General features: G+C 55.0%; 26 protein-coding genes. 15 read left to right on the top strand and 11 right to left on the bottom strand.

Annotated features, from left to right (window positions below):
- Positions 1-7: 7 nt before the first annotated feature.
- From ACFIOZ_RS12540 to ACFIOZ_RS12520, 5 genes are all read right to left on the bottom strand, one after another.
- On the bottom strand, positions 8-1,081 hold the full coding sequence (locus ACFIOZ_RS12540; RefSeq protein ID WP_386078123.1) for an ABC transporter ATP-binding protein: 1,074 nt from the start codon (positions 1,079-1,081) through the stop codon (positions 8-10).
- Entirely contained in the window at positions 1,078-2,094 is a 1,017-nt protein-coding gene (locus ACFIOZ_RS12535; RefSeq protein ID WP_386078121.1) for an ABC transporter ATP-binding protein, read from the bottom strand. Before ACFIOZ_RS12535 ends, ACFIOZ_RS12540 begins: the two co-directional genes overlap by 4 nt.
- Before the next feature lie 7 nt (positions 2,095-2,101).
- On the bottom strand, positions 2,102-3,058 hold the full coding sequence (locus tag ACFIOZ_RS12530; protein ID WP_386078119.1) for an ABC transporter permease: 957 nt from the start codon (positions 3,056-3,058) through the stop codon (positions 2,102-2,104).
- Entirely contained in the window at positions 3,055-4,104 is a 1,050-nt protein-coding gene (locus tag ACFIOZ_RS12525; RefSeq protein ID WP_386078118.1) for an ABC transporter permease, read from the bottom strand. The genes ACFIOZ_RS12530 and ACFIOZ_RS12525 overlap by 4 nt, the downstream gene beginning before the upstream one ends.
- A gap of 204 nt (positions 4,105-4,308) precedes the next feature.
- Complete coding sequence (locus ACFIOZ_RS12520) at positions 4,309-5,889, bottom strand: ABC transporter substrate-binding protein (protein ID WP_386078116.1); 1,581 nt, start codon at positions 5,887-5,889, stop codon at positions 4,309-4,311.
- 297 nt (positions 5,890-6,186) lie between these two features.
- On the opposite strand from ACFIOZ_RS12520, the gene ACFIOZ_RS12515 reads away from it, so the two are divergent.
- Complete coding sequence (locus ACFIOZ_RS12515) at positions 6,187-6,711, top strand: hypothetical protein (RefSeq protein WP_386078113.1); 525 nt, start codon at positions 6,187-6,189, stop codon at positions 6,709-6,711.
- Positions 6,712-6,780: 69 nt separating this feature from the next.
- Here the strand turns inward: ACFIOZ_RS12515 and ACFIOZ_RS12510 are convergent, their stop codons facing one another.
- Positions 6,781-7,167, bottom strand: a complete 387-nt coding sequence (locus tag ACFIOZ_RS12510; RefSeq protein WP_386078111.1) for a glutaredoxin family protein — start codon at positions 7,165-7,167, stop codon at positions 6,781-6,783.
- 252 nt (positions 7,168-7,419) lie between these two features.
- Between ACFIOZ_RS12510 and mpl the strand changes: the two genes are divergently transcribed.
- From mpl to ACFIOZ_RS12495, 3 genes are read left to right on the top strand one after another with little or no spacing between them, the layout of a single operon-like run.
- Complete coding sequence (gene mpl / locus ACFIOZ_RS12505) at positions 7,420-8,826, top strand: UDP-N-acetylmuramate:L-alanyl-gamma-D-glutamyl-meso-diaminopimelate ligase (RefSeq protein WP_386078109.1); 1,407 nt, start codon at positions 7,420-7,422, stop codon at positions 8,824-8,826.
- Complete coding sequence (locus tag ACFIOZ_RS12500; protein WP_386078107.1) at positions 8,823-9,467, top strand: flavin prenyltransferase UbiX; 645 nt, start codon at positions 8,823-8,825, stop codon at positions 9,465-9,467. The genes mpl and ACFIOZ_RS12500 overlap by 4 nt, the downstream gene beginning before the upstream one ends.
- Positions 9,468-9,470: 3 nt before the next feature.
- Positions 9,471-10,094 (top strand): LysE family translocator, encoded by a 624-nt coding sequence (locus tag ACFIOZ_RS12495; RefSeq protein WP_386078105.1) that lies wholly within the window; start codon positions 9,471-9,473, stop codon positions 10,092-10,094.
- A 7-nt stretch (positions 10,095-10,101) separates the two neighbouring features.
- Here ACFIOZ_RS12495 and ACFIOZ_RS12490 read toward each other — a convergent pair whose 3' ends face one another.
- From ACFIOZ_RS12490 to ACFIOZ_RS12480, 3 genes are read right to left on the bottom strand one after another with little or no spacing between them, the layout of a single operon-like run.
- On the bottom strand, positions 10,102-11,499 hold the full coding sequence (locus ACFIOZ_RS12490; protein WP_386078102.1) for a bifunctional DedA family/phosphatase PAP2 family protein: 1,398 nt from the start codon (positions 11,497-11,499) through the stop codon (positions 10,102-10,104).
- A gap of 36 nt (positions 11,500-11,535) precedes the next feature.
- Positions 11,536-12,477, bottom strand: coding sequence for a diguanylate cyclase domain-containing protein (locus tag ACFIOZ_RS12485; RefSeq protein WP_386078099.1), 942 nt, complete (start codon positions 12,475-12,477; stop codon positions 11,536-11,538).
- Positions 12,474-13,328, bottom strand: a complete 855-nt coding sequence (locus tag ACFIOZ_RS12480) for a hypothetical protein (protein ID WP_386078096.1) — start codon at positions 13,326-13,328, stop codon at positions 12,474-12,476. Before ACFIOZ_RS12480 ends, ACFIOZ_RS12485 begins: the two co-directional genes overlap by 4 nt.
- Before the next feature lie 197 nt (positions 13,329-13,525).
- Here ACFIOZ_RS12480 and ACFIOZ_RS12475 point away from each other — a divergent pair, with 197 nt between their 5' ends.
- From ACFIOZ_RS12475 to lipB, 11 genes are all read left to right on the top strand, one after another.
- A complete protein-coding gene (locus tag ACFIOZ_RS12475; protein ID WP_386078094.1) occupies positions 13,526-14,833 on the top strand; it encodes a glutamate-5-semialdehyde dehydrogenase in 1,308 nt (435 codons plus the stop codon).
- A gap of 58 nt (positions 14,834-14,891) precedes the next feature.
- Positions 14,892-15,551 (top strand): nicotinate-nucleotide adenylyltransferase, encoded by a 660-nt coding sequence (gene nadD, locus ACFIOZ_RS12470; protein ID WP_386078091.1) that lies wholly within the window; start codon positions 14,892-14,894, stop codon positions 15,549-15,551.
- 78 nt (positions 15,552-15,629) lie between these two features.
- Positions 15,630-16,016 (top strand): ribosome silencing factor, encoded by a 387-nt coding sequence (gene rsfS, locus ACFIOZ_RS12465; RefSeq protein WP_088699914.1) that lies wholly within the window; start codon positions 15,630-15,632, stop codon positions 16,014-16,016.
- Positions 16,013-16,480 carry a 23S rRNA (pseudouridine(1915)-N(3))-methyltransferase RlmH gene (gene rlmH / locus ACFIOZ_RS12460; RefSeq protein ID WP_386078089.1) on the top strand — a complete coding sequence of 156 codons (468 nt, stop codon included), beginning with the start codon at positions 16,013-16,015 and terminating at the stop codon, positions 16,478-16,480. The genes rsfS and rlmH overlap by 4 nt, the downstream gene beginning before the upstream one ends.
- Positions 16,481-16,567: 87 nt before the next feature.
- Positions 16,568-18,475 (top strand): penicillin-binding protein 2, encoded by a 1,908-nt coding sequence (mrdA, locus tag ACFIOZ_RS12455; RefSeq protein ID WP_386078087.1) that lies wholly within the window; start codon positions 16,568-16,570, stop codon positions 18,473-18,475.
- A gap of 3 nt (positions 18,476-18,478) precedes the next feature.
- The gene (gene rodA / locus ACFIOZ_RS12450; protein ID WP_386078084.1) at positions 18,479-19,639 is read left to right on the top strand and encodes a rod shape-determining protein RodA; all 1,161 of its coding nucleotides are present in this window, start codon (positions 18,479-18,481) and stop codon (positions 19,637-19,639) included.
- A gap of 96 nt (positions 19,640-19,735) precedes the next feature.
- Positions 19,736-20,794 carry a lytic murein transglycosylase B gene (gene mltB, locus ACFIOZ_RS12445; RefSeq protein ID WP_386078081.1) on the top strand — a complete coding sequence of 353 codons (1,059 nt, stop codon included), beginning with the start codon at positions 19,736-19,738 and terminating at the stop codon, positions 20,792-20,794.
- Positions 20,791-21,807 (top strand): septal ring lytic transglycosylase RlpA family protein, encoded by a 1,017-nt coding sequence (locus ACFIOZ_RS12440; protein WP_386078079.1) that lies wholly within the window; start codon positions 20,791-20,793, stop codon positions 21,805-21,807. Before mltB ends, ACFIOZ_RS12440 begins: the two co-directional genes overlap by 4 nt.
- A gap of 100 nt (positions 21,808-21,907) precedes the next feature.
- The gene (locus ACFIOZ_RS12435) at positions 21,908-23,122 is read left to right on the top strand and encodes a D-alanyl-D-alanine carboxypeptidase family protein (RefSeq protein WP_386078076.1); all 1,215 of its coding nucleotides are present in this window, start codon (positions 21,908-21,910) and stop codon (positions 23,120-23,122) included.
- Between the two features lie 77 nt (positions 23,123-23,199).
- Positions 23,200-23,511: a YbeD family protein gene (locus ACFIOZ_RS12430; RefSeq protein ID WP_088699921.1), complete on the top strand. Its 312-nt coding sequence runs from the start codon at positions 23,200-23,202 to the stop codon at positions 23,509-23,511.
- Positions 23,512-23,513: 2 nt separating this feature from the next.
- Positions 23,514-24,176: a lipoyl(octanoyl) transferase LipB gene (gene lipB, locus ACFIOZ_RS12425; RefSeq protein ID WP_386078073.1), complete on the top strand. Its 663-nt coding sequence runs from the start codon at positions 23,514-23,516 to the stop codon at positions 24,174-24,176.
- Between the two features lie 117 nt (positions 24,177-24,293).
- Here lipB and lipA read toward each other — a convergent pair whose 3' ends face one another.
- Positions 24,294-25,358, bottom strand: coding sequence for a lipoyl synthase (lipA, locus tag ACFIOZ_RS12420; protein ID WP_386078071.1), 1,065 nt, complete (start codon positions 25,356-25,358; stop codon positions 24,294-24,296).
- Positions 25,359-25,534: 176 nt separating this feature from the next.
- Positions 25,535-26,521: a LysR family transcriptional regulator gene (locus ACFIOZ_RS12415; protein WP_386078069.1), complete on the bottom strand. Its 987-nt coding sequence runs from the start codon at positions 26,519-26,521 to the stop codon at positions 25,535-25,537.
- Between the last annotated feature and the right edge of the window lie 161 nt (positions 26,522-26,682).

The raw sequence follows: 26,682 nt of genomic DNA, 5'->3' as shown, positions 1-26,682 counted from the left end.
ACCCGCTTCATAGGCGCCCCTCCTCAACAGCGTGGCACGCCACACGGGTTCCGTCATCCTGTGTTTGCAGCATGGGGATCTCTTGCTTACAGCGCGCATTGGCATGGGGGCAGCGGCCATGAAATACGCAGCCGCTAGGCAGGTTAACCGGGGTCGGTACCTCGCCGGTGAGACGAATATGCTGCGGACGGTCATCCTTCAAGCGTGGAATCGCCGAGAGCAGCGCCTGGGTGTAGGGATGCCGCGGCTTATCGAACAGCGTCGCCGTGGTGGCAATTTCACATACCGTGCCTAAGTACATCACCGCAACGCGGGTGCCAAAATGCTCCACCACTGCCAAGTCGTGGGTAATGAACAGATAGGTCAGGTTGCGCTCTTGCTGCGCTTCCATCAGCAGGTTGAGCACCTGGGCTTGAATCGAAACGTCGAGCGCGGAAATAGGCTCATCGGCAACGATGAACTCAGGGTCAACGGCCAGGGCGCGGGCAATGGCAATACGCTGACGCTGGCCACCGGAGAACTCGTGGCCAAAGCGCTTGCCCCAATCCGGGTCGATGCCCACCGAGCGCATCACTTCTTCTACCTTGTCGAGAATCTGCGGCCGTTTCCAATCAGGGTGGTGCAGGCGCAGCGGCTCTTCCAGGGTTTGCTGAATGGTCATGCGCGGGTTGAGCGACGCATAAGGGTTCTGGAAAATCATCTGCATCCGCTTGCGATACGGCAGCAGTTGGCGCGAGCTTAAGTTGTCGATGCGGTTGCCGTCGTAGCGAATCTCACCCTCTGTTGGCGTCAACAGCCCCATGACGGTTCGCGCCACCGTGGACTTTCCGCAGCCCGACTCACCGACCACGCACAGCGCTTCACCGCGCTTGATATCCAGATTCACACCATTAATGGCATGGACATGCTCTTGGTGGCGAACCAGCTTGCCGCCTTTAAAGCGCAACTGATCGAGGAAATCCCCAGAGAGGGAGAAGCGCTTTTTCAGATCGCGAATCTGCAGCAGTGAATCTGCACTCTCTTCGTTCTGTCGGGGGGTAGGATGATAGCTATCCGTTATAGCCTCAGCGTGCGCACTCATGAGGTTTCCTCCTTCAAACGGCGATCTTCGAGCATTTCAGCCACCATATGACACGCTACTCGGCAGTTGCCGGATTCGACAAATTCAGGCACCTGCTGCGTGCAGGCGGGGCGGGGCTGGCCATCGGCACGATTGATAAAATCGCAGCGCGGGTGAAATGCGCAGCCGCTAGGCAGGTTAGAGAGCGACGGCATGCTGCCACGAATCTGATTGAGCTTTTCGCCGGGGGTCGCCATCTGCGGCAGGGCGTTGATTAACCCCTGAGTGTAAGGGTGCTGCGGGTCGTTAATAATCTCCCGTGTTGGGCCCTGCTCAATGACACGTCCCGCGTACATAACCAGCATGCGCTGCGTAACCTGGCTGACCACGCCCAGGTCGTGGGTGATCAGGATAAGCCCCACATTGTGCTGCTCGCAGAGATCAAGCAGCAGCGCCATAATCTCGGCTTGAATGGTCACGTCGAGCGCCGTGGTGGGCTCGTCGGCAATGATAATGTCCGGGTCGAGCAGAAGGGCGATGGCGATAATAATGCGCTGGCGCATACCGCCGGAAAGCTCGTGGGGATACTGATCCAAACGTGTCTCTGGTGAAGGGATTTGCACCTGCTGGAGTTTGTCCAGGGCAATCCTGCGGGCCTCTTTGGAGGAGATGCGCCGGTGCGCTTTTAAGCACTCGACCATCTGTTCACCAATGGAGAGCACCGGGTTGAGCGTCATCATCGGGTCTTGGAAAATCATCGAAACGCGATTGCCGCGCACCTTGCGCAGGCCACGCTCAGACATGCGGTTAAGCACCTGGCCGTCAAAGGTCACCGTGCCGCCGGCGATAAAGCCCGGTTTGGCAATCAGGTTGAGCAGCGAGAATGCCGCGACGGATTTACCTGCGCCGGACTCACCGACAATGCCCAGACGCTCACCGCGCTCAAGGCTGAAACAGATATCGCGCAGGGCGTGCACTTCACCCTGGCGCAGTGCAAAGCGTACATCAAGGTTGTTGACTTCAAGTAGTGCCATGGTGTCCTCAGCCTTTGTAGAGTCGTGGGTTCATGACATCACGCAGCCAATCGCCGAGTAGATTGATCGACAGCACCAGCACCACCAGTACGGCACCTGGAATCAAGGTGATCCACCAGGAGCCCGACTGAATATAGTCAAAGCCCGATTTGATCAGTGAACCTAGCGACGGGTGCGTCTCTGGCATTCCCAGTCCTAGAAACGATAGTGCCGCTTCAGAGATAATCGCGTTGGCGATCTGCACAGTAGAGATAACGAAGATGGGTGACATGGTGTTAGGTAGCACGTGGCGGAACATAATTCGCTTGCTGCGCAGCCCCATTACGCGGGCGGCGTCAACATACTCTTTGTTTTTCTCTGCCAGCACTGAGGCGCGCACGGTACGTGCATACTGGGGCCATTCGGCCAGGCCGATGATCAGGATCAGCATCATCACTGCATACTGGCTGTAGAAGGCGCTGCCCATGGTCGCTTTGACCAAGGCGCCCACCACGATAGCGACCATTAGCGTAGAGAATGACAGTTGAATATCCGCCAGACGCATTAAGATAGAGTCAACGCGTCCGCCCAGGTAGCCTGCCATTAGGCCGAAGGTGACCCCTAACAATGCCTGCAAAATAACTGCGCCGAAACCGATTAGCAGCGAAACACGGGTGCCATACAGCACGATCGACCACAGATCACGCCCTTGGGCGTCGCTGCCCAAGGTGTAACGCTCATCGGCGCCGTCGATCCAGAAGGGCGGCAGTTCAGATGACATAATGTCGATCTGCGAGAGGTCGTAAGGGTTCGTGGGGGCCAGTAGCGGTGAAGCAAAGGCGGCGATGACCATGCAGATAAACACTGCCAAGCAGAGCTGGGCGGTGCGGTCACGCTTGAAGCTGTACCACATATAGGAGTCGCGCAGGCGTTCCCAGCGGCTGGGTGAGGCGCTCGCTGGTGTGGAATTAGTTGTGGTACTCATGCGGGCTTCCCAGTCAGTTTAACGGTGGGGTTCACCATGCCGTAGATGAGATCCACGATGGTGTTGGTGACGACAAAGATCACGCCGACGATCATCAGGTAGGTCACAATCAGCGGAATATCGGCGCGGTTAATCGCATCCAAAAACATCAAGCCCATACCGGGCCATTGGAAAACGGTCTCGGTCAAAATGGTGTAGGCGACCATGGTGCCGATCTGTACGCCGCCTACGGTTATTACCGGCAGCATGGTGTTTTTGAGGGCGTGAACGAAATAGACCCGGCGCATGGAGATTCCCTTAGCGCGGGCGTACTTAACGTACTCCGACTGCAGGACTTCCATCATTTCGGCACGAATCAGGCGGATAAACAGCGGTAGCATAATGGAGGCTAAAGAAACTGCCGGTAACACTAGGTGCTGTACGCCGTTCCAGGTGGCCAAGTTGGTGTCCCAGTTGCCCACTATGTTAACGAGGTCATAGCCACGGCCAAAGGAGGGCATATTGCCTTCGGTGGAGAAGAAGTCATTCAGCCATGCGCCCCAACCCGTGCTCTCGGGGAACAGCGTAACGGTAACGCCGATGGCGAAGATTTGAATCAGTACGATCGCGGTCAAAAAAACCGGAATCGAGATGCCGATAATCGATATACCCATAAACAGTCGTGAAATCGGTGAGCGCGGTTTGATGGCGCTGTACACCCCTATGGGGACAGAAAAAATCACAATAATCAGCGTTGCGGCAAATACCAGCTCCAGAGTGGCGGGTAAGTGGCGCGCAATCACTTCTAACGCCGGTTCGCGGTAAAAGTACGAGTAGCCAAAATCACCTTGAACGGCGTTTTTAGCAAAACGAGCATATTGCACCAGGAAGGGGTCGTTGAGGCCTAAACGCTCGCGAATTTCTGCACGTTCACTCTCTGGCACAGATTGGCCAACCATCTGCTGTACGGGGTCACCCAGGTTATCCTGAATGGCGAAGGCCAGCACGCTGATGACAAACATCACCAAAACCGCGTGCATCAGCCGCTTGATTAAAAAGGCAATCATGGCGTACGCCACCTATGTGAGGGGTTCATCAAAGGAAGTAGGGGCATGTTATGCAGAGTTTGTTCAGCCTTGGAGTGCCAGCCAAAATACTTCGCCCCCTAAACGCTTAGGGAGCGAAGCATCCTTGCGGTTTACTTGCTGGCTGTTAAGGCTGCAATCACTCTTTTGAGTCAATGCTAAGCATTTAATCAGTGATGTTAATGCTTAGTCGTCGCTGCGATTAATCACCAGATCACCCAGGTAAGGGAAGTCAAGGGCGTTGACCACAGGCTCAATCTCAACCCCATCAGCGGCTGCGTAGGCAAGGTTCTGCCAGTGCAGGGGGATATAACCAACGTCTTCATAAAGCATGGCTTCGGCTTCGCGCAGCATTTCGTTGCGTTTTTCCAGGTCGGTTTCGCTATCGGCCTCTGTGACGAGTGCGTCGATCTCTTCGTTGCAGTAGCCGCCGTAGTTGTACTGGCCGGCACCGGTCTCTTCATCGAAGCAGAAAGAGAGGTACTGGAAGAAGTTCGCGGTGTCTTCAGTATCTGCGTGCCAGCCGATCATCGCCATATCGGATTGGCGGGTATCGTACTCAGGCCAGTACTGCGCCAAGGGCATGGTGCGCAGGTCAACGTCAATGTTGATCTGGGCCAGCATGTTGGCCACTGCCTGGGCAATCTGGGCATCGTTTACGTAACGGTTGTTGGGGGCGATCATCTCAACGCTGAAGCCCTCTTCGTAGCCCGCTTCGGCCATCAGCTCCTTGGCGCGTTCAATATCGTAACGTGGCGTTAAATCCGGGTTATGGCCTGAGTAACCCTCAGGTGAGAACTGTCCCGCCGGGTTAGCAAAGCCACGCATGAGACGGTCGGCAATGCCTTCCTGATTAATGGCCAAATCCACTGCTTGACGAACGCGGGCATCCTGGAAGGCTTCGACGCGCTCTTCGTTCATTTGGAAGCCAATGATGCGGGTACCGTCAACCTCTACCAGATTGACGCCGTCGGCCTCGCGTACGCGATCCAGGTCATTGGGTGGCACGGCATCAATAAAGTCGACACCGCCAGAGAGCAGGGCAGCAACCCGTGAGGCGTTCTCAGCGATAGGTGTCAGTACGATATTAGTGACATTGCCTTCGCTTTCGGTATCCCAGTAATCTTCAAAGCGTTCAAAATCTACCCGTACACCCTGGCGGCGGTCAGTGACCATGAAGGGGCCGGTGCCGGATACATTACGCGAAGCATAGGAGTTGCCTGCTTTAACGATCTCAGCTTTGTCGTTGCCACCATCGGTTTCACCGCTATAGAACTCGCTATCCATCGGGAAGATGTAGGTAGCCAGGTTGAGAAGCAGCGGGTAAGGTTCGGTGGTGACAATCTCAACGGTGTAGTCGTCAACGGCTTCGGCGCTGGCAACCGGCTCAAAAATAGCGCGATAGTCAGGGCTCTCTTTTAGGCGCTCAATGGTCCATACCACGTCTTTGGCGGTGAACTCGTTGCCTGAGTGGAAGGTAACGCCTTCGCGCAAGGTCATGCGCATGGTGGTTTCGTCAACCTGCTCCCACTCGGTGGCTAAGCGCGGCTCAAACTGGAAATCTTTTGTCCAGCGTACCAGCGGATCAAACGCAAGGTGAGAGAAGCGCAACATGCCACCCGAGAGCTGCTCGTGAATATCGAGGGTTTCAGGGTCAGCGGAGTAGCCAATGCGCAGAGTTTCAGCACTTGCGGTCATCGGCAGCAGCGCCGTACCCGCTACCACTGCACCAATTACGGAAGCCAGTAAGGTTTTCTTGAGCGTCATTATCGTTCCCTTAGGTCATTGTTTATTGTTCGTTTTGCCGCCATTTTCGAGGCAGGGAGCACTGCTACAACCAGAAAGCACCAGCAAAACAGACACGGACAGTTCGTATACCTATTTACAACACAGGCGTACAACCTAGGCTTACAACATAGAGAGTGCCTATCGCGTCACACAATCGAAATAATGACAGGCATCATTCGTCTACTGAATGATGAGGCTAAGAGCGGCACGCCACTGGCTTTTTTTTAGACAAAAGTCGTAAGTAGAAAGCCATGCATAACAGGATGGAAAAGCATTATGTGGAGACAAGTTGGGATAGCGTTGTTGGCTGCTTGGCTACCTACAAGCGGTTTTACCACCGAGCTAGGCGCCTCTGGACAAGCAACGCCTGAAATCACAGGGTCGCTGGAGGGTGAGCGCCGCGAGTGGTTTGTGTTAAGCCATGGCAGTGACTCGAATGCCTCATTCGTAGAATTAGGCGACGATATCAACATTGACATCACTGGCTCTGTTGACGGCGAGGCATGGGAAAGTGATGAGGCACTCTCGATTAGCCTGACCGTGGCGGAAGAGCAACTGACCAATGCGGTGGTTATCTACGCCATTGGGACTTCTGTTTCTCCGCCACTATTTACCTCGGAGGGTGGCGATGTGGCCGTTACGCTGACGCATTATGAACGTACCAGCCAAGCGGTTCATGTGGCTGGTAAAATAGAGGGGTTAATGGCGCTGCAAGTGGCGTTAGGTGAGCCAGCAAGTCTTGAAGAGGGCATTGAGATTGACGTGGCATTCGATGTTGAGGCACAAAAAATAGAGTTTTAACCCGCCAGGTCGACTTACGCCGACCTGGTGAAAAGGTTTGAGAGGGCACCCATGCCAAGCAGAAAGGCCTTAGCCAAAGCGTTGGTGCAGCCAGGCATTAATGGTGTCTGATTCGTACATCCACTCTTCACGACCATCGTCGTGGGTGATTTTCAAGCAGGGCACTTTGACTTTGCCGCCCCCTTCCAAGAGCGCCTGCTTATGGGCAGGATCAAGTTGCGCATCACGTACTTCAATGTTTAAGCCCAATCGTGCTATCTCTTTGCGCACCTTGATGCAAAAAGGGCAGGTGCGGAATTGGTACAGCGCTAGATTCTGGCAGGCTTGATCCACTTTAGCTTGCTCTTCAGGCGTACGCTCCACTGACTTAGGCGTAGATAGCTTCTCGGAAATCAGCATGACAGGGGCAAGCACCAAGCGAAGGCCGCGGAAAAAATAGCGAATTAAAATGCGCATTGAAAGACTCCTTTGCTGATGCTGGCTCACATCAGCGTGACGAGTGGGAAGAAAGTGTTGATCATCATTAGTAAACAGTGGCCGCATCCTGCAACAACTAGAGGGATTTGTCACTTGGGAGGCGCATTGCCGCCGTTTTTAGCGATGAGGTGATGAGCAAATAGTGTCAACATGCTAGGCTAGTTAGCTATTTTTACGCCATTTTTTGGCTTTTATTGAATGAGTTTACTGGCGATTAACGGGGCGAGAGCCATGCATCTGCATATTATGGGTATCTGTGGCACCTTTATGGGGAGCCTGGCGCTGCTGGCGCGTGAAATGGGGCACCAGGTGAGTGGCTCCGATCAGAACGTATACCCTCCGATGAGCACCCAATTGGCTGATGCGGGCATCACCTTAATGCAGGGCTACCATGCCGAGCATCTGTCGCCATCGCCGGATCTCGTTGTGGTGGGCAATGCTCTGTCGCGAGGCAATGACGAGGTTGAAGCGCTACTGAACAGCGGCTTGCCGTATATCTCGGGTGCGCAGTGGTTGGCAGAGCACGTGTTGCCCGGTCGTCGCGTCATCGCAGTGGCAGGCACCCACGGAAAGACCACCACCGCGAGTGTACTAGCCTGGCTGTTGGAGAGTGCCGGCTTAAAGCCGGGATTTTTAATTGGTGGAGTGCCGCGTAACTTTGGCGTGTCGGCCCGGTTGGGAGATCCACAAGCGCCGTTCGTAGTAGAGGCTGATGAGTACGACACCGCCTTCTTCGATAAACGTTCCAAGTTTGTACACTATCGCCCGCATATCGCGATCCTCAACAATCTTGAGTTTGACCACGCCGACATCTTTTCCGATCTGGCCGCTATTGAGCGCCAGTTCCACCACCTGGTGCGAACTGTGCCAAGCCAGGGCCACTTGCTAGTCGCCGATGAGCAGCCCGCACTTGAACGCGTATTAGAGCTAGGCGTTTGGACGCCGGTAGTTCATTTTGGTGATCAGGATGCGTCCGAATGGCAGCTAAAGCTAGAGCGCGCCGATGCCAGTCGCTTCCAGGTCATTTATAGCGGTGATAAGCAGGGCCATGCGATTAGTCAAGAGCAAGATGGGGTGGTTGAGTGGTCGCTCACCGGCGAACATAACGCTCGCAATGCATTGGCCGCACTGGCGGCGGCGCATTTGTGTGGGGTTGATTTAGCCCGCGGCTGTGCTGCATTGGCGCGCTTTGAAACCCCCAGAAGGCGCCAGGAAGTGCGTGGGGAAATCAATGGCATTCAGGTTATCGATGATTTCGCCCATCATCCCACGGCGATTGCCGCGACGCTCAAAGGCCTGCGTGCATCGACCACTAAAGGCCGCCTGCTGGCGGTGATTGAGCCGCGATCTAACACGATGCGTCTAGGCGCGCTGCGCGAGCGCTTAATTGAAAGCGTGGCTGACGCTGATGGCGTGTTTTGGTTCCAGCCCGCCGGGCTTGACTGGTCGATGGACGAGCTGGTCGCCACTCAGGGCGCGCATGCCGAGTTGTTTAACGATATTGATGCGCTGGTGGCCGCTGTGGTCACTCAAGCATCACCTTTGGATCGCATTGTGGTGATGTCCAACGGCGGCTTTGAGGGGGTGCATGAACGCTTGCTCGCCGCATTGGCAGCAGCCAAGGAGGGGGAAGCGTGACAGCTAACGCCGATACCGCGTTCAAAAAACCGATTACCGTGGCGCTCACCGGTGCATCGGGGGCGCAATACGGTTTGCGCTTGATCGATGTATTAGTCGCCACAGGGCATGAAGTGTGGGTCATGATTTCGAAAGCCGCGCACATGGTCGTCGCCACTGAAACAGATATTGAGCTGCCCGCGCAGCCACAGCGCTTAGCTGAGGCGCTGAGTGAGCGCAGTGGGGCGCGCCCCGGTCAGATCCGCTGCTTCGGCCGTGAGGACTGGATGGCGCCGGTGGCGTCAGGCTCTGGTGCCCCCTCTGCCATGGTGGTGTGTCCATGCTCTACCGGCACGCTTTCCGCCGTGGCAACGGGGGCCAGTAATAACCTGATTGAGCGGGCGGCAGATGTGGCGATTAAAGAGCGCCGAACACTAGTGCTGGTGCCGCGAGAAAGCCCGTTTTCGCCGATTCACTTGGAGCACATGCTGACATTGAGCCGCTTGGGCGTGGTCATTTTGCCGGCCGCCCCAGGCTTTTATCACTGCCCACAAAGCATTGATGATCTGATTGATTTTATTGTCGCGCGTATCCTCAATCAGCTAGGCATCGAGCACTCGCTGGTTCCTCGCTGGGGTGAGGTCGCAAATAAGGATGACTGATCTATGATGTCGTGGGCCACGCTTTCGGTTTTTGTGCCAACGTTTCTGTTTGTTTCGCTAACCCCCGGCATGTGCATGACCCTCGCCATGGTGCTGGGCATGACCCAAGGCGTTAAACGTACGCTGTGGATGATGATCGGTGAGTTACTGGGCGTTGGCTTGGTGGCGGCGGCCGCTGGCGCAGGGGTGGCAGCGTTAATGCTGCGACAGCCAGAGCTGTTTGTGCTGTTTAAGTGGGTGGGCGGCGCCTACCTGGGGTATTTGGGCATTATGATGTGGCGCTCCCGTGGGCGCATGGCGATCCCCAGTGAGTTGGATGCAGGGCCGCCCGCAAATCCTCTACAGTTAGCCATGCAGGGATTTGTTACCGCAGTGGCAAACCCCAAAGGGTGGGCATTTTTTATGGTGTTACTCCCCCCCTTTCTGGATAGTAGCCGTCCATTACCAGGGCAGCTCAGCCTGCTCATCGCGGTCATCTTGACCATCGAGTTTGCCAGCATGTTGGTCTATGCCACTGGTGGTAAAACGTTGCGCAGTGTGCTGGGTAAAAGCGGCAATGTTCGTTTGCTTAACCGTATCGCCGGAACGCTGATGATTGGCGTTGGTTTATGGTTGGCGCTGGGGTAAATAGCCATTAAACGGGTGGCAGCAACCCTACTCGGGCGCTAATAAGCACTAGCGATGCAACGCTGAGCAGTAGCCAAGGGCAGGGCCGCATAGGCGGGCGTGGCTGCTGCTGCCAGTGCAGCAGCGTGAGTGCGCAGACGACCAGACCGAGTAAGGCGCCGCCCACCAGGTCACTGAACCAGTGTACGCCGACCGCCAGCCGTGATAGCGCCATGGGCAGCGCCAGTGCGAGGGCTATCCAATAGACCCAAAAGCGTTTTTGACGGGGTATCTCGGCCGCCACGAAGGCTGCTGCAAGGCCGAAGAGCACCACGGCGGTTGACGTATGGGCACTCGGATAGGAGAAAGAGCCCATCAAGTAGTCCGGCGTATCTGGGCGAGCACGGCCAAACAGCCCTTTGCCCAATGTGTTTAACAGGGCAACACCGGCAAACGCGCCACACCAGTGCAGTAAAGCCTCCCATCTCCTGCTCAACAGCATCCACGCCGCCCAAGGCAGCATTAAAGCGATAACGCCCAGGGTATCGCCAATTCGGGCAAATATGTTCCCCGCTAGGTCAGAAAAATCACTCTGAAACATGGTGAACAATTGCTGAACGAGCAGATCCATTTCGAGTGGGCCGTGGTGGGCAATGATCAGCAATGTCCAGCCAGACAGGCTGCCTAACGCTATGACCAGCAGTAGTAGCGAGGCCAGGGGCACATCGCCGGTTTGGCTCATCGCAAGCCATGGTCGACGCAGCAGCGGTACGCGCCGAATGCTTCCGGCAATCGCCCGGTAAAGTCGCCCATGCCTTGTCGCCTGATGTCGGCCCCACGAGAAAATGACGGCAAGCGTGACAACTATCGCAGCGAATATGAGTAGTGCCGTCTCTAAACCCGGCGGTAGATTTAGATGGTGCTGCCAGGTACGTCCCAGCAAGTACCCAGGCAGTACATAAGCTGGTGCCCACAGCGCCGCAGAGGTTAGGTTGGCCCAAACAAACGTCCTTGGTGACATCTGCATCATGCCTGCCACCAGTGGAATTATTGGCCTCACCGGACCGACAAAGCGGCCAATAAACACCGACCAGATGCCATAGCGCTGAAAGAAGCGCGCCCCGCGACCTAACCATTCGGGGTGCTGAGACAGTGGCCATCGCTGTGTGACCTGCTCTCGATGCTTGAAGCCAAGCGAAAAACTGACCCCATCGCCTAAAACAGCGCCTATAAAGGCGGCGCCGAGTAACCACGCTAGGCCGATATCCTGGTGGCCTGCCAGGGAAGCTGCGGTGGTGATTAACACCACCCCTGGTACCAGCAACCCCACTAGGGCAAGTGATTCTACTAATGAAATTACCAATACCAGGCAGATGATAAGGGGTGGTGATGGCGTTAATGATTGGAGCATGTCAGCTAGCGGCACAGAGCACTCCAGCGTCAGAAAATTGAATTGGAAGATCTAGGGTCTGTTGACGTTGGCTAGGGCGGCGCCGCGTGTTTCCAGGCGCTTTATATAGTGCTCGAAGTATTCTTTACGGCTAGGTAGGCAAGCGGCAATACGTGCTTCCAGTTGGCCGGTTTCTACTAATACTCGCTGTGAAAGTGCTCTTTGCAAGCGTTCGCGTACTAGCAGCGCACCGCTTTCGCTCGTGTCAGGTAGAACGAGCCAAAAAGTGGCACTGTCCGCGCGCCCAAGCACGTCATGGTCGCGGCAACGGCTATTCACTTCACTACATAGCGCCCCAAGCAGTGCTGCTTTTGCCCGGTGGCCAAACTGCTCTTCTGCCATATCCAGCTGCGGTAAATGCAGTACTAGCACCGCGAGCTGTTGATGGAGCATGGCAGCGCGTTGAAACTCGCTATATAGGCGTTCTTTTAGTGTATCGATGTGATAGGCGCTGCAGTCGCTGTCATTGGGGTCTGTCGCCCGCAGAAGTGCCTGACGGCGAGCATGCTCGCAGCGGGGTAGGGCGAGAAGCAGCGTCAAGGCCGCATAGCCAACGATAATGGTCGGGGGGGCTGAGGAGACCGAGGGGAGCAGCCACCAGAATGGCCCAATCCCGATGTTGACCAGTAACGCCGCCCATAGTGGTAACAGTAAAAAAGCAGCCGTAATCGGCAGGCCTAGCCAAATAGGCGATACCTGAGGCTGATAATAGAAAGCGCCCAAGACGACCGAATAGGTTCCGCAAAGTAGAATAATGCGCGGTAAGTAGCTTTTTACTCCATGCCCGATATGCATTAACAGGGCTGCCATTAGCAGCAGGGTTACAAAGGTGGGTATCAGCAGGTCGCGGTAATCTCCCATGGCATATAGCCAGAACGCGTAGCCTGTCATGAGTGAGATGCTGGCGGTATAAGCGAGCGTCATTAACCGCTTGGGAATATAGTGCTCGGTCATATTGTCTCTCGCACCCGTTCAGCCGGTAGTTTACTGATCTCATGCACCGAAAGCATTGCCGGTTCTATATCGATTAACGCAAGGTGTTCACTAGCGATATTGTCGGGTAAGTCGGCGAGGAGCAGGCTGCGTCGTTGCGAGGTTTCTTTAGGTGAGCTGGCGAGAATCACTGTCGCCAGCGCTGTGCTGCTTAAGCGGTAAACATTTTCAAAATCGTAGGTTAGTTCGCACAGCTTTTGCGCCGTTGGCCATAGCTGGTGGCGTTTTACATGTAAAATAAACAGTTCTGCATGGACACCTTCTCGCTCACAGCGCGTTTGCTCCCGGCTGATATCGCGCAGCAACTGCTCACCAGCCCATAGGTTAAGGCCTGGAATCAAGCGCAGGCGTTGACGAATCGAGCCATTCATATCGATAAGTTGCTGTGCCCTGGAAAGCGCAAGCAGGCTCAGTATCAGCAGCGAACAAATCAGTAGAATAAAAGCAGGCCAATCCAGCAACGGCGCTACCATTACAGAACTAGCCAGCCCAGCACTGAGATTGAACGCAGCTACCCAATTATTTTGTGGTAGAACCAGCATTGCCGCCCATGCCCAGATTAAAATGCCGTGCCGCTCTGGGGCCGCTGCAATTAAACCCAGTAGCAGTGCGCCCGGCACAATTTGCCAAGGTAACCCCCGTGAGCGGCGGTGGCTAAAATCAAGCATTAGCGCGGCGATAAATAACCAGCCGACGGATAGCCACAGCGCTAGGGCCGCAGCGGGGGGCGTGGCAGGTGTCCATAATGCCACGGCTACGGCCGCGGCTAGTAAATTGGCCCGTAGTAGGCGGATTTTGTACTTGCTTTGCATGGTGACTTATTATTCGTCCTGAATAACCAGATGTATCTCATCAAGTAAAGTAATTGTAGGATAATAAAGGTGCTCGACACATTAGTGCCTTAATCGACCTCAGTATAACGGCGAAATGGCGTAACATAAGCAAAACGTAGAAAACAGCTACATTCGGTTAATTAAAAAATTAAAGCACCCTGCCGCACGGAGACACTATGAGCGCTTCAACACCGTTCCAAGACGAGGCCCTTCAGCACTTATCTGCCGGAAATGTGCCCGCCTATATGCAGGCCTTGGGGCAGGCGGCGAGGCGTGCCGCTAGCGAACTGCGCAGGGCGGATACGGGGGTAAAAAACCGTGCTCTGTTGGCCATGGCGAAACGCTTGGCTGAAGCACGAGGCCAAATACTGGACGCCAACGCTGAAGATTTACAGCGTGGCCGCCAGAATGGCCTGGAGAGTGCGCTGTTAGACCGCTTAGCCCTGAACGACGCGCGTATTGACGCCATGATTGAGGGGTTACAGCAGGTAGCGGGTTTACCTGATCCAGTGGGTGAAATTGGCGATATGCGCTATCGGCCTAGTGGTATCCAGGTGGGCAAGATGCGCGTGCCGCTGGGTGTCATTGGAATTATTTACGAGTCGCGCCCGAATGTGACCCTGGAAGCGGCAAGCCTGTGTTTGAAATCAGGCAACGCCTGTATTTTGCGCGGCGGATCTGAAGCCAGTCAGTCAAATGCTGCCATTAGCGCCTGTATCCAGTTGGGATTAGCGGATGCGGGCCTGCCCGTCGGCAGCGTGCAGGTGGTAGCCACCACTGATCGTGCGGCGGTGGGGGAAATGATCAGTATGCCGAAATACGTTGATGTGATTATTCCCCGCGGTGGCAAGTCGTTGATTGAGCGTATTAGTCGTGATGCCCGCGTACCGGTCATTAAACATCTCGACGGCGTATGCCATGTGTATATCGATACTACCGCTGACCCTGCCAAGGCGTTAGCCATTGCTGTCAATGCAAAAACCCATCGCTACGGCACCTGCAATACCATGGAAACGCTGCTGGTGGATGCCCCGGTTGCGGATCTGCTACTGCCCGAGTTAGCCCGTGCTTATGCCGAGCATGAGGTCGAGCTGCGTGGCTGCAAGAGAACCCAGGCACTGCTGCCCCAGGCTGGGGCAGCCGAAGAGAGCGATTGGTATGCCGAATATTTGGCACCCGTACTGGCAATAAAAGTAGTCGATGGTATCGATGAAGCAATTGCCCACATCGAGCAGTACGGCTCTCACCATACGGATGCCATTGTTACTCAGGATTACTCGTTGGCACGTCGCTTTATGGCGGAAGTCGACTCCAGCTCGGTGATTGTTAACGCCTCGACCCGCTTTGCCGACGGTTTTGAGTACGGGCTTGGTGCCGAAATTGGTATTTCTACCGATAAGCTTCACGCCCGTGGCCCTGTTGGATTAGAGGGACTAACCACGCAGAAATACGTAGTATTTGGTGACGGCCAGGTGCGTGAATAGGGTGTTGTTGTGAACAGGGTACTGGTATGAATGGTATGGGTATGGATAGGGAGCCTGTATGAGTCAAACGGAGCTACGTATCGGCATGCTAGGCGGCACCTTTGATCCTATTCATCTGGGGCATTTGCGCAGTGCCGTAGAGTTGTATGAGGCGCTGTCGCTTGATCGACTGCACATGATACCCGCTCAACAGCCGCCGCTTCGCGGGCGCCCCCAAGTCTCTGCGAAACAGCGGCTGGCGTTATTAACAGCGGGTATTGGCGATACCCCAGGGCTGATCGCTGATGACCGCGAACTACGCCGCGACGGCCCTTCATATAGTGCCGATACCCTGGCTGAGCTGCGTAGCGAAGTAGGTGATCAAGCGCGACTGGTAATGGCGATTGGTTATGATGCCTTCTTACGACTCGCCCAGTGGCACCAACCTGAGCGCCTGTTCGAACTTGCCCACCTGGTGGTAATTGCCAGGCCGGGGTATGGCGACCCGCTACCGGCACCATTAAGGGAACTGGTCGAGCAGCGCAGAGTCGATAGCATAGAGACATTGATGCAGCAGCCCTGTGGAGGCTATTTACCGTTGGAGTTGCCATCGCTCATGGCGATCTCTGCAACCTATGTTCGTGAGTGTTTAGAAGCGAGGAAAAGTGTCCGCTACTTGCTGCCAGATCCCGTTGAACGAGCCATTGAGCAGGGCGGTCTTTATCGTCAGTGCGAATAGCGCTGGCAGTCATCAAAGAAGCCGTTACAATGGCCGGCTTTATTGACCGATTAACCAATAAGGTTGTCTTTAGGAGTCATGCACATCGATACATTGAAAAACCTAGTCGTTGACGCGCTAGAAGAACTGAAAGCACGTGACATCACGCAGTTGGATGTTGCCAAATTAACCGAGGTAACTGACCTCATGCTGATCGCCAGCGGCACTTCAACTCGCCACGTGGCGGCGCTGGCACAAAACGTCGTGGAAAAAGCTAAGGCCGCAGGGCTGGGGCCGCTGGGCGTTGAAGGTGGCGATAACGCCGATTGGGTGCTGGTTGACCTGGGCGATGTTGTTGTCCATGTGATGATGCCCGAGGCGCGCACGCTGTATGATTTGGAGCGGCTGTGGGCTGATCTCCCCAGCGATTCTGGGGCCATTGGTGAATCGCTTGAGCGCTTTCAAGAGCGAGCCAGCATGTCATGAGGATCCGGCTGTTAGCGGTGGGAAGCAAAATGCCTGGGTGGGTAGAAGAGGGCGTCGACACTTACCGCAAACGGCTGCCGAGAGATTTTAATCTCGAGATAGAGGAAATTGCCCTCGGCCAGCGTGGCAAAAATGCAGATATCGCGAAAGCGCGCGCCCAAGAGGCGCAGCGTATTCGCGATAAGCTGCGTGGCGACGAATACGTGGTAGCCCTGGAAGTCAAAGGTAAGCCATGGACCACTGAGCAGCTGGCACAAGAAGCCGACGGCTGGCGCATGGCCGGGCGCGATATTGTGCTGCTTGTGGGTGGGCCAGATGGTCTTGAGCCCTCGCTCTCGGCGATGGCTGATAAAAAGTGGTCGATCTCCCCGCTGACGCTGCCCCATCCGCTGGTGCGGATCATGCTTGCCGAGCAACTCTACCGCGCCTGGACATTACTGATAGGTCACCCTTATCACCGCTAATGCTGAATCACAGGGTGAGCGATCCCTGTGATGACCTGCTGCGCCTTTTGTTTGATTTGATTGTTTGATTTGAGAGTCATCGTTGCCATGCTCAAGCGCCCCAACACGCTAAAAAACTCCGAGCAAGAACTGCGTATTTTTCGTGTTAGAGCGCTACTCGCGGTGCTAGTGGTGTTTGTGCTTGCCTGCTTGCTAACGAGTCGCTTGGTTTATTTACAGATCGTCCAGCATGATATGTATAGTACGCGCTCCGAAAATAACCGGGTTCGCGTCGAGCCGCTGCCGCCGAACCGCGGTTTGATCTATGACCGTAATGGTGTTCTGCTGGCTGAAAACCGTCCCACCTACAACCTCACGCTGGTGCGCGAGCGTGTCGATAATCTAGATGAAACCCTGGCGCTATTAGTCGACTTGCTTGAATTGCCTGAAGAGGAGATTGAAGCATTTAATGTACGTTCACGCCAACGCCAGCGGCCTTTCCAGCCAGCTCTCCTTACCAGTGACTTAAGCGAAGCGCAAATCGCGCGTCTGGCGGTGAATCGTCACCGCCTGCCTGGGGTAGAGATAGAGGCTCAGCCGCTGCGCTATTACCCTGATGCCGAAATCATGGCGCATACGCTGGGCTACGTCGGACGTATTAACGCCGAAGAGATGGAAACGCTGGATGCGGGGCGCTATGCGGGAACTCACTTTATCGGTAAGACAGGGGTTGAGCGTTTTTACGAAGAGGAGCTTCATGGTCAGGCGGGCTTACGCAAAGTTGAGACAAACGCTCGCGGTCGAGTCTTACGGGAGCTTGGGCGAACCGATCCGGTACCTGGTAAGAACCTAACCCTAACCCTGGATAAGTCACTGCAAACACTCGCCTACGAATTGCTGGATGGCCGTCGCGGCTCCATTGTAGCTATCGTGCCGAGCACCGGTGAGATTCTCGCCATGGTATCGACACCGGGTTTTGACAGTAACCAGTTTGTCACTGGTATTGACGTTGCTTCTTATCGTGATTTGCAGCAAGACCTTGATCTGCCTCTCTTCAACCGTGCAACTCGCGGTCATTATCCTCCCGGCTCTACGATTAAGCCGTTTCTGGCGCTCGCGGGTTTAGTGGAAGGGGTAATCACCCCCGAAAGCACCATCAATGACCCCGGTTACTACCAGTTGCCTAATGATTCACGTCGCTACCGCAACTGGTTGCGGTGGGGACATGGGCGTGTCGATATGGAACGCTCGCTGGCCGTCTCCAATAACACTTACTACTACACCTTGGCGCATGATTTAGGCATCGATAATTTGCATGAGCAAATGAGTAATTTTGGTTTTGGTCAGCGCGTAGCCCATGACGTTCAGGGAGAGAGTGGCGCTTTGATGCCTTCGCGAGATTGGAAGCGTGGCCGTTTCAATCAACCCTGGTACCCCGGTGAAACTCTCTCAGTGGGGATTGGGCAAGGTTATTGGCAGGTAACACCTCTTCAGCTTGCCAGCGCCACGGCAACCCTGGCCAATCGCGGCCACTGGGTAAAGCCGAGGCTGGCCCGCCAGATTGGCGATACCCCAGTGCCACATGATCTGCCGGATACATTAGATGACATTGAGCTCGCCAATGATAGCTGGTGGGATCGCGTATTCAGCGGTATGGAGAAAGTGATGAGTGGCCGTGAAGGCACTGCCCGCCGAACTGGTGTCGGCCTTGAGTACCGAATGGGCGGTAAATCAGGCACGGCACAGGTGTTTTCGCTAGGGCAGGATCAGCGCTACAACGCCGATCAGTTGGCCGAGCGGCTACGTGACCACGCGCTGTTTATGGCCTTCGCCCCGCTGGAAGATCCTCAGATTGCCGTCTCCGTCATTGTCGAGAATGCTGGCGGCGGTAGTACCCATGCGGCCCACTTGGCGCGGGCAATGGCGGATGCATGGTTGCTCAAAGACGATGCCCCCGATGTTGAGGAAGTGCGCGAAGTACTGGAAGAAGATGATGCCAATGTGGAGGGTAACTAAATCATGCCTTGGCATTATATAGCGCGATCAATGCGCGGCCATCCTGTACGCCCACCCGAAAGTGGCATCGCTAGGCGCAAGAGTATCTGGGAGCGAGTCCATCTCGACCCCTGGCTGCTGGGTTTGCTATTGCTGCTCATGGGGAGTGGTTTGATCGTTCTTTACAGTGCCTCTGGGCAATCGATTGATGCAGTGATTGCCCAGAGCGTGCGCTTTCTTATCGCTCTGGTAGGGATGGTGATTATTGCACAGTTTTCGCCATCGACCTTTTTGCGCTTTGCGCCATTGGCGTATGGCATTGGCGTTGCCATGCTGATTGCTGTAGATGTGGTAGGCGATGTGGGCATGGGGGCTAAGCGCTGGCTAGTGATCCCTGGCGTGATACGTTTTCAGCCATCGGAAATGATGAAACTGGCGGCCCCGTTAATGGTCGCCGCCTATCTAAATCGTTGCGAGCTACCGCCGCGCCTACGCGATATTGTGGTATGCGGGGTTATTATTGGCGTTCCTGTGGTGCTCACCGCGATCCAACCAGATTTAGGCACCTCGCTGCTGGTGTCCAGCGCTGCCCTGATCGTCGTGCTGTTGGCGGGTTTATCGTGGCGTTTAATCGGGTTTATTACCGCGCTGGGGGCTGCTGCGGTGCCGCTACTCTGGATGAATATGCACAACTACCAGCGCCAGCGGGTATTGACGTTTCTCAACCCTGAAAGCGATCCATTGGGGTCAGGTTGGAATATTATTCAGTCCACCACCGCCATTGGCAGTGGCGGTCTATGGGGCAAAGGTTGGCTGCAGGGCACCCAGTCCCAGTTAGAGTTTTTGCCTGAGCGGCATACCGATTTCATTATTGCTGTCTTGGGTGAAGAGTTTGGTTTGGTCGGTATGCTGGCGCTGCTGTTCATGTACCTATTGATTGTGAGCCGTGGTTTGTGGATGGCAAGCTCAGCACAAGATACCTTTGGCCGCTTAGTAGCGGGGAGTATCATTTTAACATTTTTCATCTATGTATTTGTCAATATGGGCATGGTGAGCGGCATTTTACCCGTGGTAGGGGTGCCGCTGCCTTTGGTGAGTTATGGCGGCACCTCAAGCGTGACCTTGTTAGCGGGTTTCGGTATTCTCATGTCGATACATGCTCATCGTCGACTGCTGTCGCGGTAGGTAACGCTGCCCCACTCAAGCAACGCTTTGTTTCTCGTCAATGAAAAGCTTAGGCATGGGTGTTTCTGGAATGAATAGCTCAACAGTGGAGAACCAATGAACAAGGTTCAAGGAAAGACGAGCTGCTATGTGTTGGCCGCGTTGATGTGCTGGACAACAACCACGTTTGCCGATCAGCCGTCACAAGGATCACAATTCGCTGTTCCGCAGCATTTTGCACCTCAGCAGAATGCTGATAGCCAAGCGCTGATGGGAGAGCTGGTCGAACAAGGGCTTCCCCAGGCTTGGCTGGAAGAAGCGCTAGGGCAGGCTAAATACACGCAGAGTGTATTGGATGCCATGGAAGGGGCCGCGGAGCGTCGCCTTAAGTGGCATGAGTATCGCGATATTTTTCTGACCCAGCAGCGTATTGAAGAGGGAGTGGCGTTCATTGACGCACATGCCGATGCCCTCTCGCGAGCCGAAAACACCTATGGCGTACCTGCAGAGGTTATTGCTGCCATCATTGGCGTTGAAACCTACTATGGCCGACATAAAGGCCAGCACCGAGTGCTGGACTCGCTTGCCACGCTGGCGTTTCACCACCCGACAAGGGGCACTTTTTTTCGCGGTGAACTAGCGGCTTTTTTACGCATCGCCTACGAACAGGAGGTCGACCCTACCGAGCTACGCGGCTCTTACGCAGGGGCCATGGGCTATCCGCAGTTTATTCCCACCAGTTACCAAGCTTATGCCGTTGATTTCGATGGCGACGGGCGGCGGGATCTTTGGGAGAACCCGGTCGATGCGATTGGCAGTGTTGCCAATTACTTTGCTGAGCATAACTGGCAGCCAGGTGGGGATATTTACCACCAGGCAAGGGGGCCAGAGGTACTACCCGTAGAGCTACTGCAGGAACTCTCATTTAATCAAACGTCGCCTCCTAGGGTGAGTGTTGCGCAGTTGGCTGGCCATGGTATTGAGGCTGAAGAGCCTCTTGATGATAATTTGTTGGTCATACCCCTGGCGCTTGAATTCGCTGACGGGGATACCCGGTACCGGTTAGGTGAGTATAATTTTTACGTCATTACCCGCTACAACCACAGTCACCTCTACGCCATGGCCGTCACTGAGTTGGCGGAAGCGATTGCTGAGCTGCATGAGGATGAGGCATGAATAGCAAACTGACGATGGCCCAGCGGGCAGGGAGCATGATCGCTTTATTAGCCCTGGTCGCCGGCTGTGCCAGTAATGAAACCCAACGAGTAGACGCGCCTGGCTCCAGTAAGCCATCAGCCGCCCCTACGCCATCGGCGGCCAGTAGTAGCAGCGGTCGCTATGCTATGAGTGGCGATGCTTACCCCCTTGAGCCACCGGATGTTACTAAAGTGCCTGATGCCGAGCCGCGCATCGAGCAGCCTTCTCGATCAGGTAACCGCCCTAACTATGAGGTATGGGGTAAAACCTACCATGTGCTGCCAGATGCAACGGGCTATGAGAAGCGCGGTACGGCTTCCTGGTACGGTGAAAAATTTCATGGATACGCGACCTCAAACGGTGAAATCTACGACATGTATAAAATGTCGGCGGCGCACCGTTCGTTGCCTCTACCCACCTTTGCGCGGGTTACCAGCCTGGATAACGGGCGGTCGGTGATTGTTCGGGTAAATGATCGTGGCCCCTTCCATAGTGACCGGGAGATCGATCTCTCCTATGCGGCAGCCGCCCGCCTAGGCTTCCTCGACAATGGTACCGGTTCCGTGAAAGTGGAAGCAATCAACCCTGAGCAGTGGCTAGCCGATCGGGGCAGAGGCGGTAGCGCTCCCGCGCAGGCAAGCGTCTCGGAGGCGTCACGGAGTGGATCCAGCGCTTCACCTGTGCCTGTTCAGCCCGTGGCGTCTGCGCCAACAACAGCTGCACCCTCGTCTCAAGCGCCAGTGACGCAGTCGCCATCAGGCCAAAATGAAACAGGTGACGTAGTCTATTTACAGATTGCGGCGTTAGGTAATCCGGAAGGTGCCCAGCAGTTACAGCAGCGTTTAGAAGGTGAGCAGCCCCACACGGTGCGGATTATGAACGATGCGGATGTTTATCGAGTTCAAGTGGGGCCCATCGCTTCGGGTCAAGAGCTTCAGGCGCGAGAAACACTGCGCCAAGCAGGGTTCCCCCAGGTCTTTGTTGTGCGATAATTCATTCCTCCTAATTTATTTCTTGTGGCGCGTCTTACGCGCCGCCGTATTTTACAAATAAGCTGTTTAATCAAGCTTTCAAGTAAGTGAGACTGACGTTATGAACGTGTTTACATCCATTGGTCGCTCTGCCCGCCTGTGCCTCTTTGCTGTTGTGGTGACCGTTGCCGTGCCCGCCGGTGCCCAGTCAACTCCTCAACCGGTCATTCCACAACCACAAACCATTATTCCTGCCGCTCCCCAGTTAGCGGCAAGCTCCTGGATACTCATGGATGCGAATAGTGGCCGCATACTGGCAGAGCATAACTCCGATGAACGTCTGCCTCCGGCGAGTTTGACCAAGCTGATGACCGCCTATTTAGTGGAGCGTGAACTTAATCGTGGCACCATTAATCTCACTGATATGGTTAATATTAGTGAGAACGCATGGCGTACCGGTGGCTCGAAAATGTTTATCGAGGTGGGTGATCAAGTCTCAGTGGATGACCTCCTCCACGGTATTATTATCGTTTCAGGGAATGATGCCAGCGTGGCCATGGCAGAGCATTTGGCGGGCGGTGAAACGCCCTTTGCGGATCTGATGAATCAGCATGCCACACGTTTGGGCATGCATAACACCAACTTCCAAAATGCCACTGGCTTGCCAGCTGAAAACCACTACTCAACGGCCCATGATTTGGCACAGTTATCCCAGCATATTATTAATGATTATCCCGACCACTACGAAATATACTCCCATCGCACTTTCTCTTATGGCGGTATTGACCAACCCAACCGTAACCGTCTGCTATGGCGTGACCCGTCTGTAGATGGCTTGAAAACTGGCTGGACGACTGAAGCGGGGTTCTGCTTGGTGTCATCGGCCAAGCGTGATGATATGCGTTTGATTTCGGTGGTCATGGGAACCAATTCTGACGAAGCGCGCGCTCAGGAAACCCAAAAGCTGCTCAGCTATGGTTTCCGCTTTTTCGAAACCATGAAGCTTTATGAGCGTGGTGCCGTACTGGCAACGCCACGGGTTTGGGGCGGCGATATCAACGAGCTGCGCGTCGGTGTGGATGAAGAAGTGTTTATGACTTTACCGCGCAACCGTAATGAAGAGTTACGCGCGCGTCTCAACCTCAATCCAGACTTGCAGGCGCCCATAGCCATTGGCGACGAGGTGGGCACGCTGGAAGTGCATTTGGGTGAAGAAGTGGTCGGCGAGCGTCGCCTAGTAGCACTGGAAAACATCGAAGAGGGTGGCCTGTTCAAGCGCCTGTTCGATCAGGTTCAGCGCTTCTTTAGTAACTTGATTAGTAGTTTTACCGATTAATCAGTACAACGAACTGAACGATGAATGGTTGTGCTGTGTATCTGTAATGAACGGTGTCTTTACGAAATAGGCTTGTTATGAAAAAAGATGCTCCCCAGGGGCTGCGTGATTTGCGCCAACCGGCGGCTCAGGAGCCGCCGAAAATCACTTTTCCCTGTGATTACTCGTTAAAAGTTGTCGGTGATGCCGCCGAGGATTTCCCTGCCTGCGTGTGCCAAGTGATTGTGCGCCACGACCCCGACTTCGATGCAACTGCGATGCAGGTAGTCGACAGTCGCAATGGCCGCTTTCAATCGGTGCGAGTGGTGATTAGGGCGACCGGAGAGCAGCACATTAAGGAGCTGTTTGAGGATCTTAAGGCCACCGGCCGTGTGCATATGGTGGTGTGACTGTGGATAGCCCTGCACCGATTGAGCTGTACGACTTGGGACACCAAGCCTACCTGCCGGTGTGGGAGGCCATGCGCGCGCTAACGGATACTCGAGATGCGCAAACGCCGGATCAGTTCTGGCTGGTTGAGCACGACCCGGTGTTTACCCAGGGACAGGCTGGTAAACCTGAACATCTGTTACTGCCTGGCGACATTCCGGTGGTGCACGTTGATCGCGGCGGCCAGGTTACTTATCACGGCCCAGGTCAGGTCGTGCTGTATCCACTGCTGGATGTACGGCGAGGCAAAATTGGCGTTCGGGATCTAGTCACTGCATTGGAAAATGCCGTGATTGATGTTTTAAGCGACTATGGCGTGAGTGCCCGGGCAAGGCCGGATGCGCCCGGTGTTTATGTGATGACCGAGGCGGGGGAGGCGAAGATTGCTTCACTTGGTTTGCGTATTCGGCGTGGAGCAAGCTTTCACGGCGTGGCGTTAAATGTAGACGGTGACTTAGCGCCTTTCTTGCGCATTAACCCCTGTGGCTATGCGGGCATGCCCATGGTGAAGCTGGCCGACTTGGTCACTTTGCCAAGCGAGCACCGGGTGGGTGAACAATTGGCTGAAGCATTAGCTCTAAGATTAAACCGCGAGATGGTCAGTGTTGAGCGTTCGCCGCTTTAAAGGAGCGCCACCTTCTCCCTTTCAGGTCGATAGGTTGGTAGCCTGAGGGGGGCGGGATGCTTGGCATTTGGTGACAAAGCGCCATCTGGGAATTCCCTGATGGCGCTAGGTTTAGGCTTACCCTACATTGAGCGCTGGAATTATATTGGGGTTTGTTTCCTGCTCCTGGCCGGGAATTGCGGCAGGTGAGGCGAGCCCCAGGTTGTTTTTCTCGAACACCCTGTCGGCACGGTAGCTAGAGCGTACCAGCGGGCCTGAAGGTACTTCCATAAAGCCTTTTTCCAGGCCAATCACTCGATAGCGATCAAACTCTTCCGGCGTTACCCAGCGCTCCACCGATAGGTGATTTTTGGTTGGGCGAAGGTACTGGCCGAGAGTGACGATATCCACACCGATTTCGCGAAGATCGTCAAAGGTTTGCAAAATCTCTTCATCCGTTTCACCCAAGCCCAGCATCAGGCTGGTTTTGGTAATGATGTCAGGACGGTAGCGCTTGGCATGGGCAAGTACATCAAGGGTTTTACGGTAACCTGCCCGTCGGTCACGCACGCGAGCTGTCAGACGTTCCACGGTTTCCACATTCTGGGCAAATACCTGTAGACCAGAATCGACGACGCGTTCGATAGCTTTGAGTTCGCCATCGAAGTCGGGGGTTAAGGCTTCCACGACCACTTCTGGGGTGCGCGCTTTTATCGCACGAATACAGTTGGCGTAGTGGGTGGCGCCACCATCGTCTAGGTCGTCACGGTCTACTGAAGTCAGTACGATGTAGCGCAGCCCCATTAGCTCTACGGATTTGGCCGTGTTTTCTGGCTCTTCTTGATCCAGCCAGCCCTGGGGGTTGCCGGTATCCACCGCGCAGAACCTGCAGGCGCGGGTGCATACCGAGCCCATTAGCATGATCGTGGCAGTGCCGTTGCTCCAGCACTCGCCCATATTGGGGCAGTGGGATTCGGCACATACGGTGCTTAAGCGATGGGTGGCGACGTTCTTCTTGACCGCCTCAAAACGCTCGCCCCCTGGGATCTGTGCCCGCAGCCACTTGGGCTTGCGCTCAAGCTCAACAGAAGAAGGCTCAGCCTGCGCTTTGCGCTGCTTCATGCCATCCTTGATCACCGACATGCCACGTTCGTTACGGTATTTTTCACCGCTGGACACGCGCTGCGAGGGGGTATTGCTCATAGGGACAGAGCCTCTCTTCTGTGCGGTAGGCCAAAGGCATGAAAGGGGGTCGCCCTTCCAAAACCTGCCAATTGTTACCTAATTAATACCAAGTATGCGCGATATTTTATCGCCCTAGTGTCCACTAATGTAACATATCTCGTCGTCGACAAGACACCGTAAGCCGTTACTCGCTTTCAGGGTGAAAGTATCGGCAAACAGGCTACCCCATGGCTGGGCAGGGGGCTGGAGGGCGCCTGAAAGTGGCGACGGTAATCGGGCAAGTGCTCTCGAACAAAACTTAAAAAGAGCTCGGCGACCGGTGTGGGTAAGCGCTCCCGCGTATAGACCGTGCACCAAGAGCGGTGGATGGGGAAGTCGGGCAGCCCCAGTTCAAAAAGTAACCCCTGCTCAAGCTCCAACTGAACTGCCAAGCGTGGCAGCACGGCTACGCCCAAGTGGGCCATGACACCGCCTTTGATTGCCTCGTTGGTGCCCAGCTCGATGCAGTGGGGAAGGGCAACCTGCTGACTGGCTGCCATCTGCTCAAAGGCGTTGCGCACACCAGAGCCGGGTTCGCGCATTAGAACATAGTGGCGAGCGAAGTCCGCTAATGAGGGTTGTGGCATCGAAAGTAGCGGATGCTCTGGCCAGACAACGGCGATCAGTTCGTTATCAATAATCGGCATGACCACTAAGCGTTCATCTTCAGGAACCATCGCCATGATGACGAGATCATCCTGCTGCTCCGTGAGTCGCTCGAGCGCCTGACGACGGTTGCACACCTTTAAGCGAACGTGCACCTCCGGATAGTGAGCGCGGAAACGGGCAAGTAAATAAGGCACTACATATTGGGCTGAGGAGACCGCTGCGATATTAAGTTCCCCGCTAATTTTGCCGTTAATATCCGATAGGTTCATTTCCAGCCGCGAAAGCTGACCAAAAATTTCTCGCGCTGAGTGGGCGAGGGTGTCGGCGGCAGGTAGCGAATGCAGGGTTTTGCCCGCGTAATTGAAAAGTGGCTGACCTAATGCCAGCTCTAGCTGACGTATTTGTGCGCTCACCGCGGGCTGGGTCAATCCCAACTGCTCAGCTGCACGGGAGTATGACCGCTGCCGGTGCACCGCTTGGAAGACCTGAAGTTGCCGAAAAGTAAGGCGATTGAGCAGGTTGGGGGATGACATAGCTACCTCGTAGTGGGCACCCTTAAACGTTTAAAGAGTAATATCAAAATCAGGCTCAATCGCCAGGGCAAAGCATGCTAACACTGAATCTTTAGCGCTGCCTAAACAGGGCTTAATTAGTCGTGTAAGGCGTAATTGTCAGGGTTAAAGATCGACGTAGT

Source organism: Vreelandella sp. F11 (assembly GCF_042466685.1).
GTDB lineage: Bacteria > Pseudomonadota > Gammaproteobacteria > Pseudomonadales > Halomonadaceae > Vreelandella.
Note: the sequence above shows the minus strand (reverse complement) of the source record. Positions and strands in the feature narration are given on the sequence as shown.

Bases quoted from the DNA above. Each gene is read 5' to 3' on its own strand.
- ACFIOZ_RS12540 (WP_386078123.1), bottom strand. From the start codon at position 1,081: ATGAGTGCGCACGCTGAGGCTATAACGGATAGCTATCATCCTACCCCC.
- ACFIOZ_RS12535 (WP_386078121.1), bottom strand. From the start codon at position 2,094: ATGGCACTACTTGAAGTCAACAACCTTGATGTACGCTTTGCACTGCGC.
- ACFIOZ_RS12530 (WP_386078119.1), bottom strand. From the start codon at position 3,058: ATGAGTACCACAACTAATTCCACACCAGCGAGCGCCTCACCCAGCCGC.
- ACFIOZ_RS12525 (WP_386078118.1), bottom strand. From the start codon at position 4,104: ATGATTGCCTTTTTAATCAAGCGGCTGATGCACGCGGTTTTGGTGATG.
- ACFIOZ_RS12520 (WP_386078116.1), bottom strand. From the start codon at position 5,889: ATGACGCTCAAGAAAACCTTACTGGCTTCCGTAATTGGTGCAGTGGTA.
- ACFIOZ_RS12515 (WP_386078113.1), top strand. From the start codon at position 6,187: ATGTGGAGACAAGTTGGGATAGCGTTGTTGGCTGCTTGGCTACCTACA.
- ACFIOZ_RS12510 (WP_386078111.1), bottom strand. From the start codon at position 7,167: ATGCGCATTTTAATTCGCTATTTTTTCCGCGGCCTTCGCTTGGTGCTT.
- mpl (WP_386078109.1), top strand. From the start codon at position 7,420: ATGCATCTGCATATTATGGGTATCTGTGGCACCTTTATGGGGAGCCTG.
- ACFIOZ_RS12495 (WP_386078105.1), top strand. From the start codon at position 9,471: ATGATGTCGTGGGCCACGCTTTCGGTTTTTGTGCCAACGTTTCTGTTT.
- ACFIOZ_RS12485 (WP_386078099.1), bottom strand. From the start codon at position 12,477: ATGACCGAGCACTATATTCCCAAGCGGTTAATGACGCTCGCTTATACC.
- ACFIOZ_RS12480 (WP_386078096.1), bottom strand. From the start codon at position 13,328: ATGCAAAGCAAGTACAAAATCCGCCTACTACGGGCCAATTTACTAGCC.
- ACFIOZ_RS12475 (WP_386078094.1), top strand. From the start codon at position 13,526: ATGAGCGCTTCAACACCGTTCCAAGACGAGGCCCTTCAGCACTTATCT.
- nadD (WP_386078091.1), top strand. From the start codon at position 14,892: ATGAGTCAAACGGAGCTACGTATCGGCATGCTAGGCGGCACCTTTGAT.
- rsfS (WP_088699914.1), top strand. From the start codon at position 15,630: ATGCACATCGATACATTGAAAAACCTAGTCGTTGACGCGCTAGAAGAA.
- rlmH (WP_386078089.1), top strand. From the start codon at position 16,013: ATGAGGATCCGGCTGTTAGCGGTGGGAAGCAAAATGCCTGGGTGGGTA.
- mrdA (WP_386078087.1), top strand. From the start codon at position 16,568: ATGCTCAAGCGCCCCAACACGCTAAAAAACTCCGAGCAAGAACTGCGT.
- rodA (WP_386078084.1), top strand. From the start codon at position 18,479: ATGCCTTGGCATTATATAGCGCGATCAATGCGCGGCCATCCTGTACGC.
- mltB (WP_386078081.1), top strand. From the start codon at position 19,736: ATGAACAAGGTTCAAGGAAAGACGAGCTGCTATGTGTTGGCCGCGTTG.
- ACFIOZ_RS12440 (WP_386078079.1), top strand. From the start codon at position 20,791: ATGAATAGCAAACTGACGATGGCCCAGCGGGCAGGGAGCATGATCGCT.
- ACFIOZ_RS12435 (WP_386078076.1), top strand. From the start codon at position 21,908: ATGAACGTGTTTACATCCATTGGTCGCTCTGCCCGCCTGTGCCTCTTT.
- ACFIOZ_RS12430 (WP_088699921.1), top strand. From the start codon at position 23,200: ATGAAAAAAGATGCTCCCCAGGGGCTGCGTGATTTGCGCCAACCGGCG.
- lipA (WP_386078071.1), bottom strand. From the start codon at position 25,358: ATGAGCAATACCCCCTCGCAGCGCGTGTCCAGCGGTGAAAAATACCGT.
- ACFIOZ_RS12415 (WP_386078069.1), bottom strand. From the start codon at position 26,521: ATGTCATCCCCCAACCTGCTCAATCGCCTTACTTTTCGGCAACTTCAG.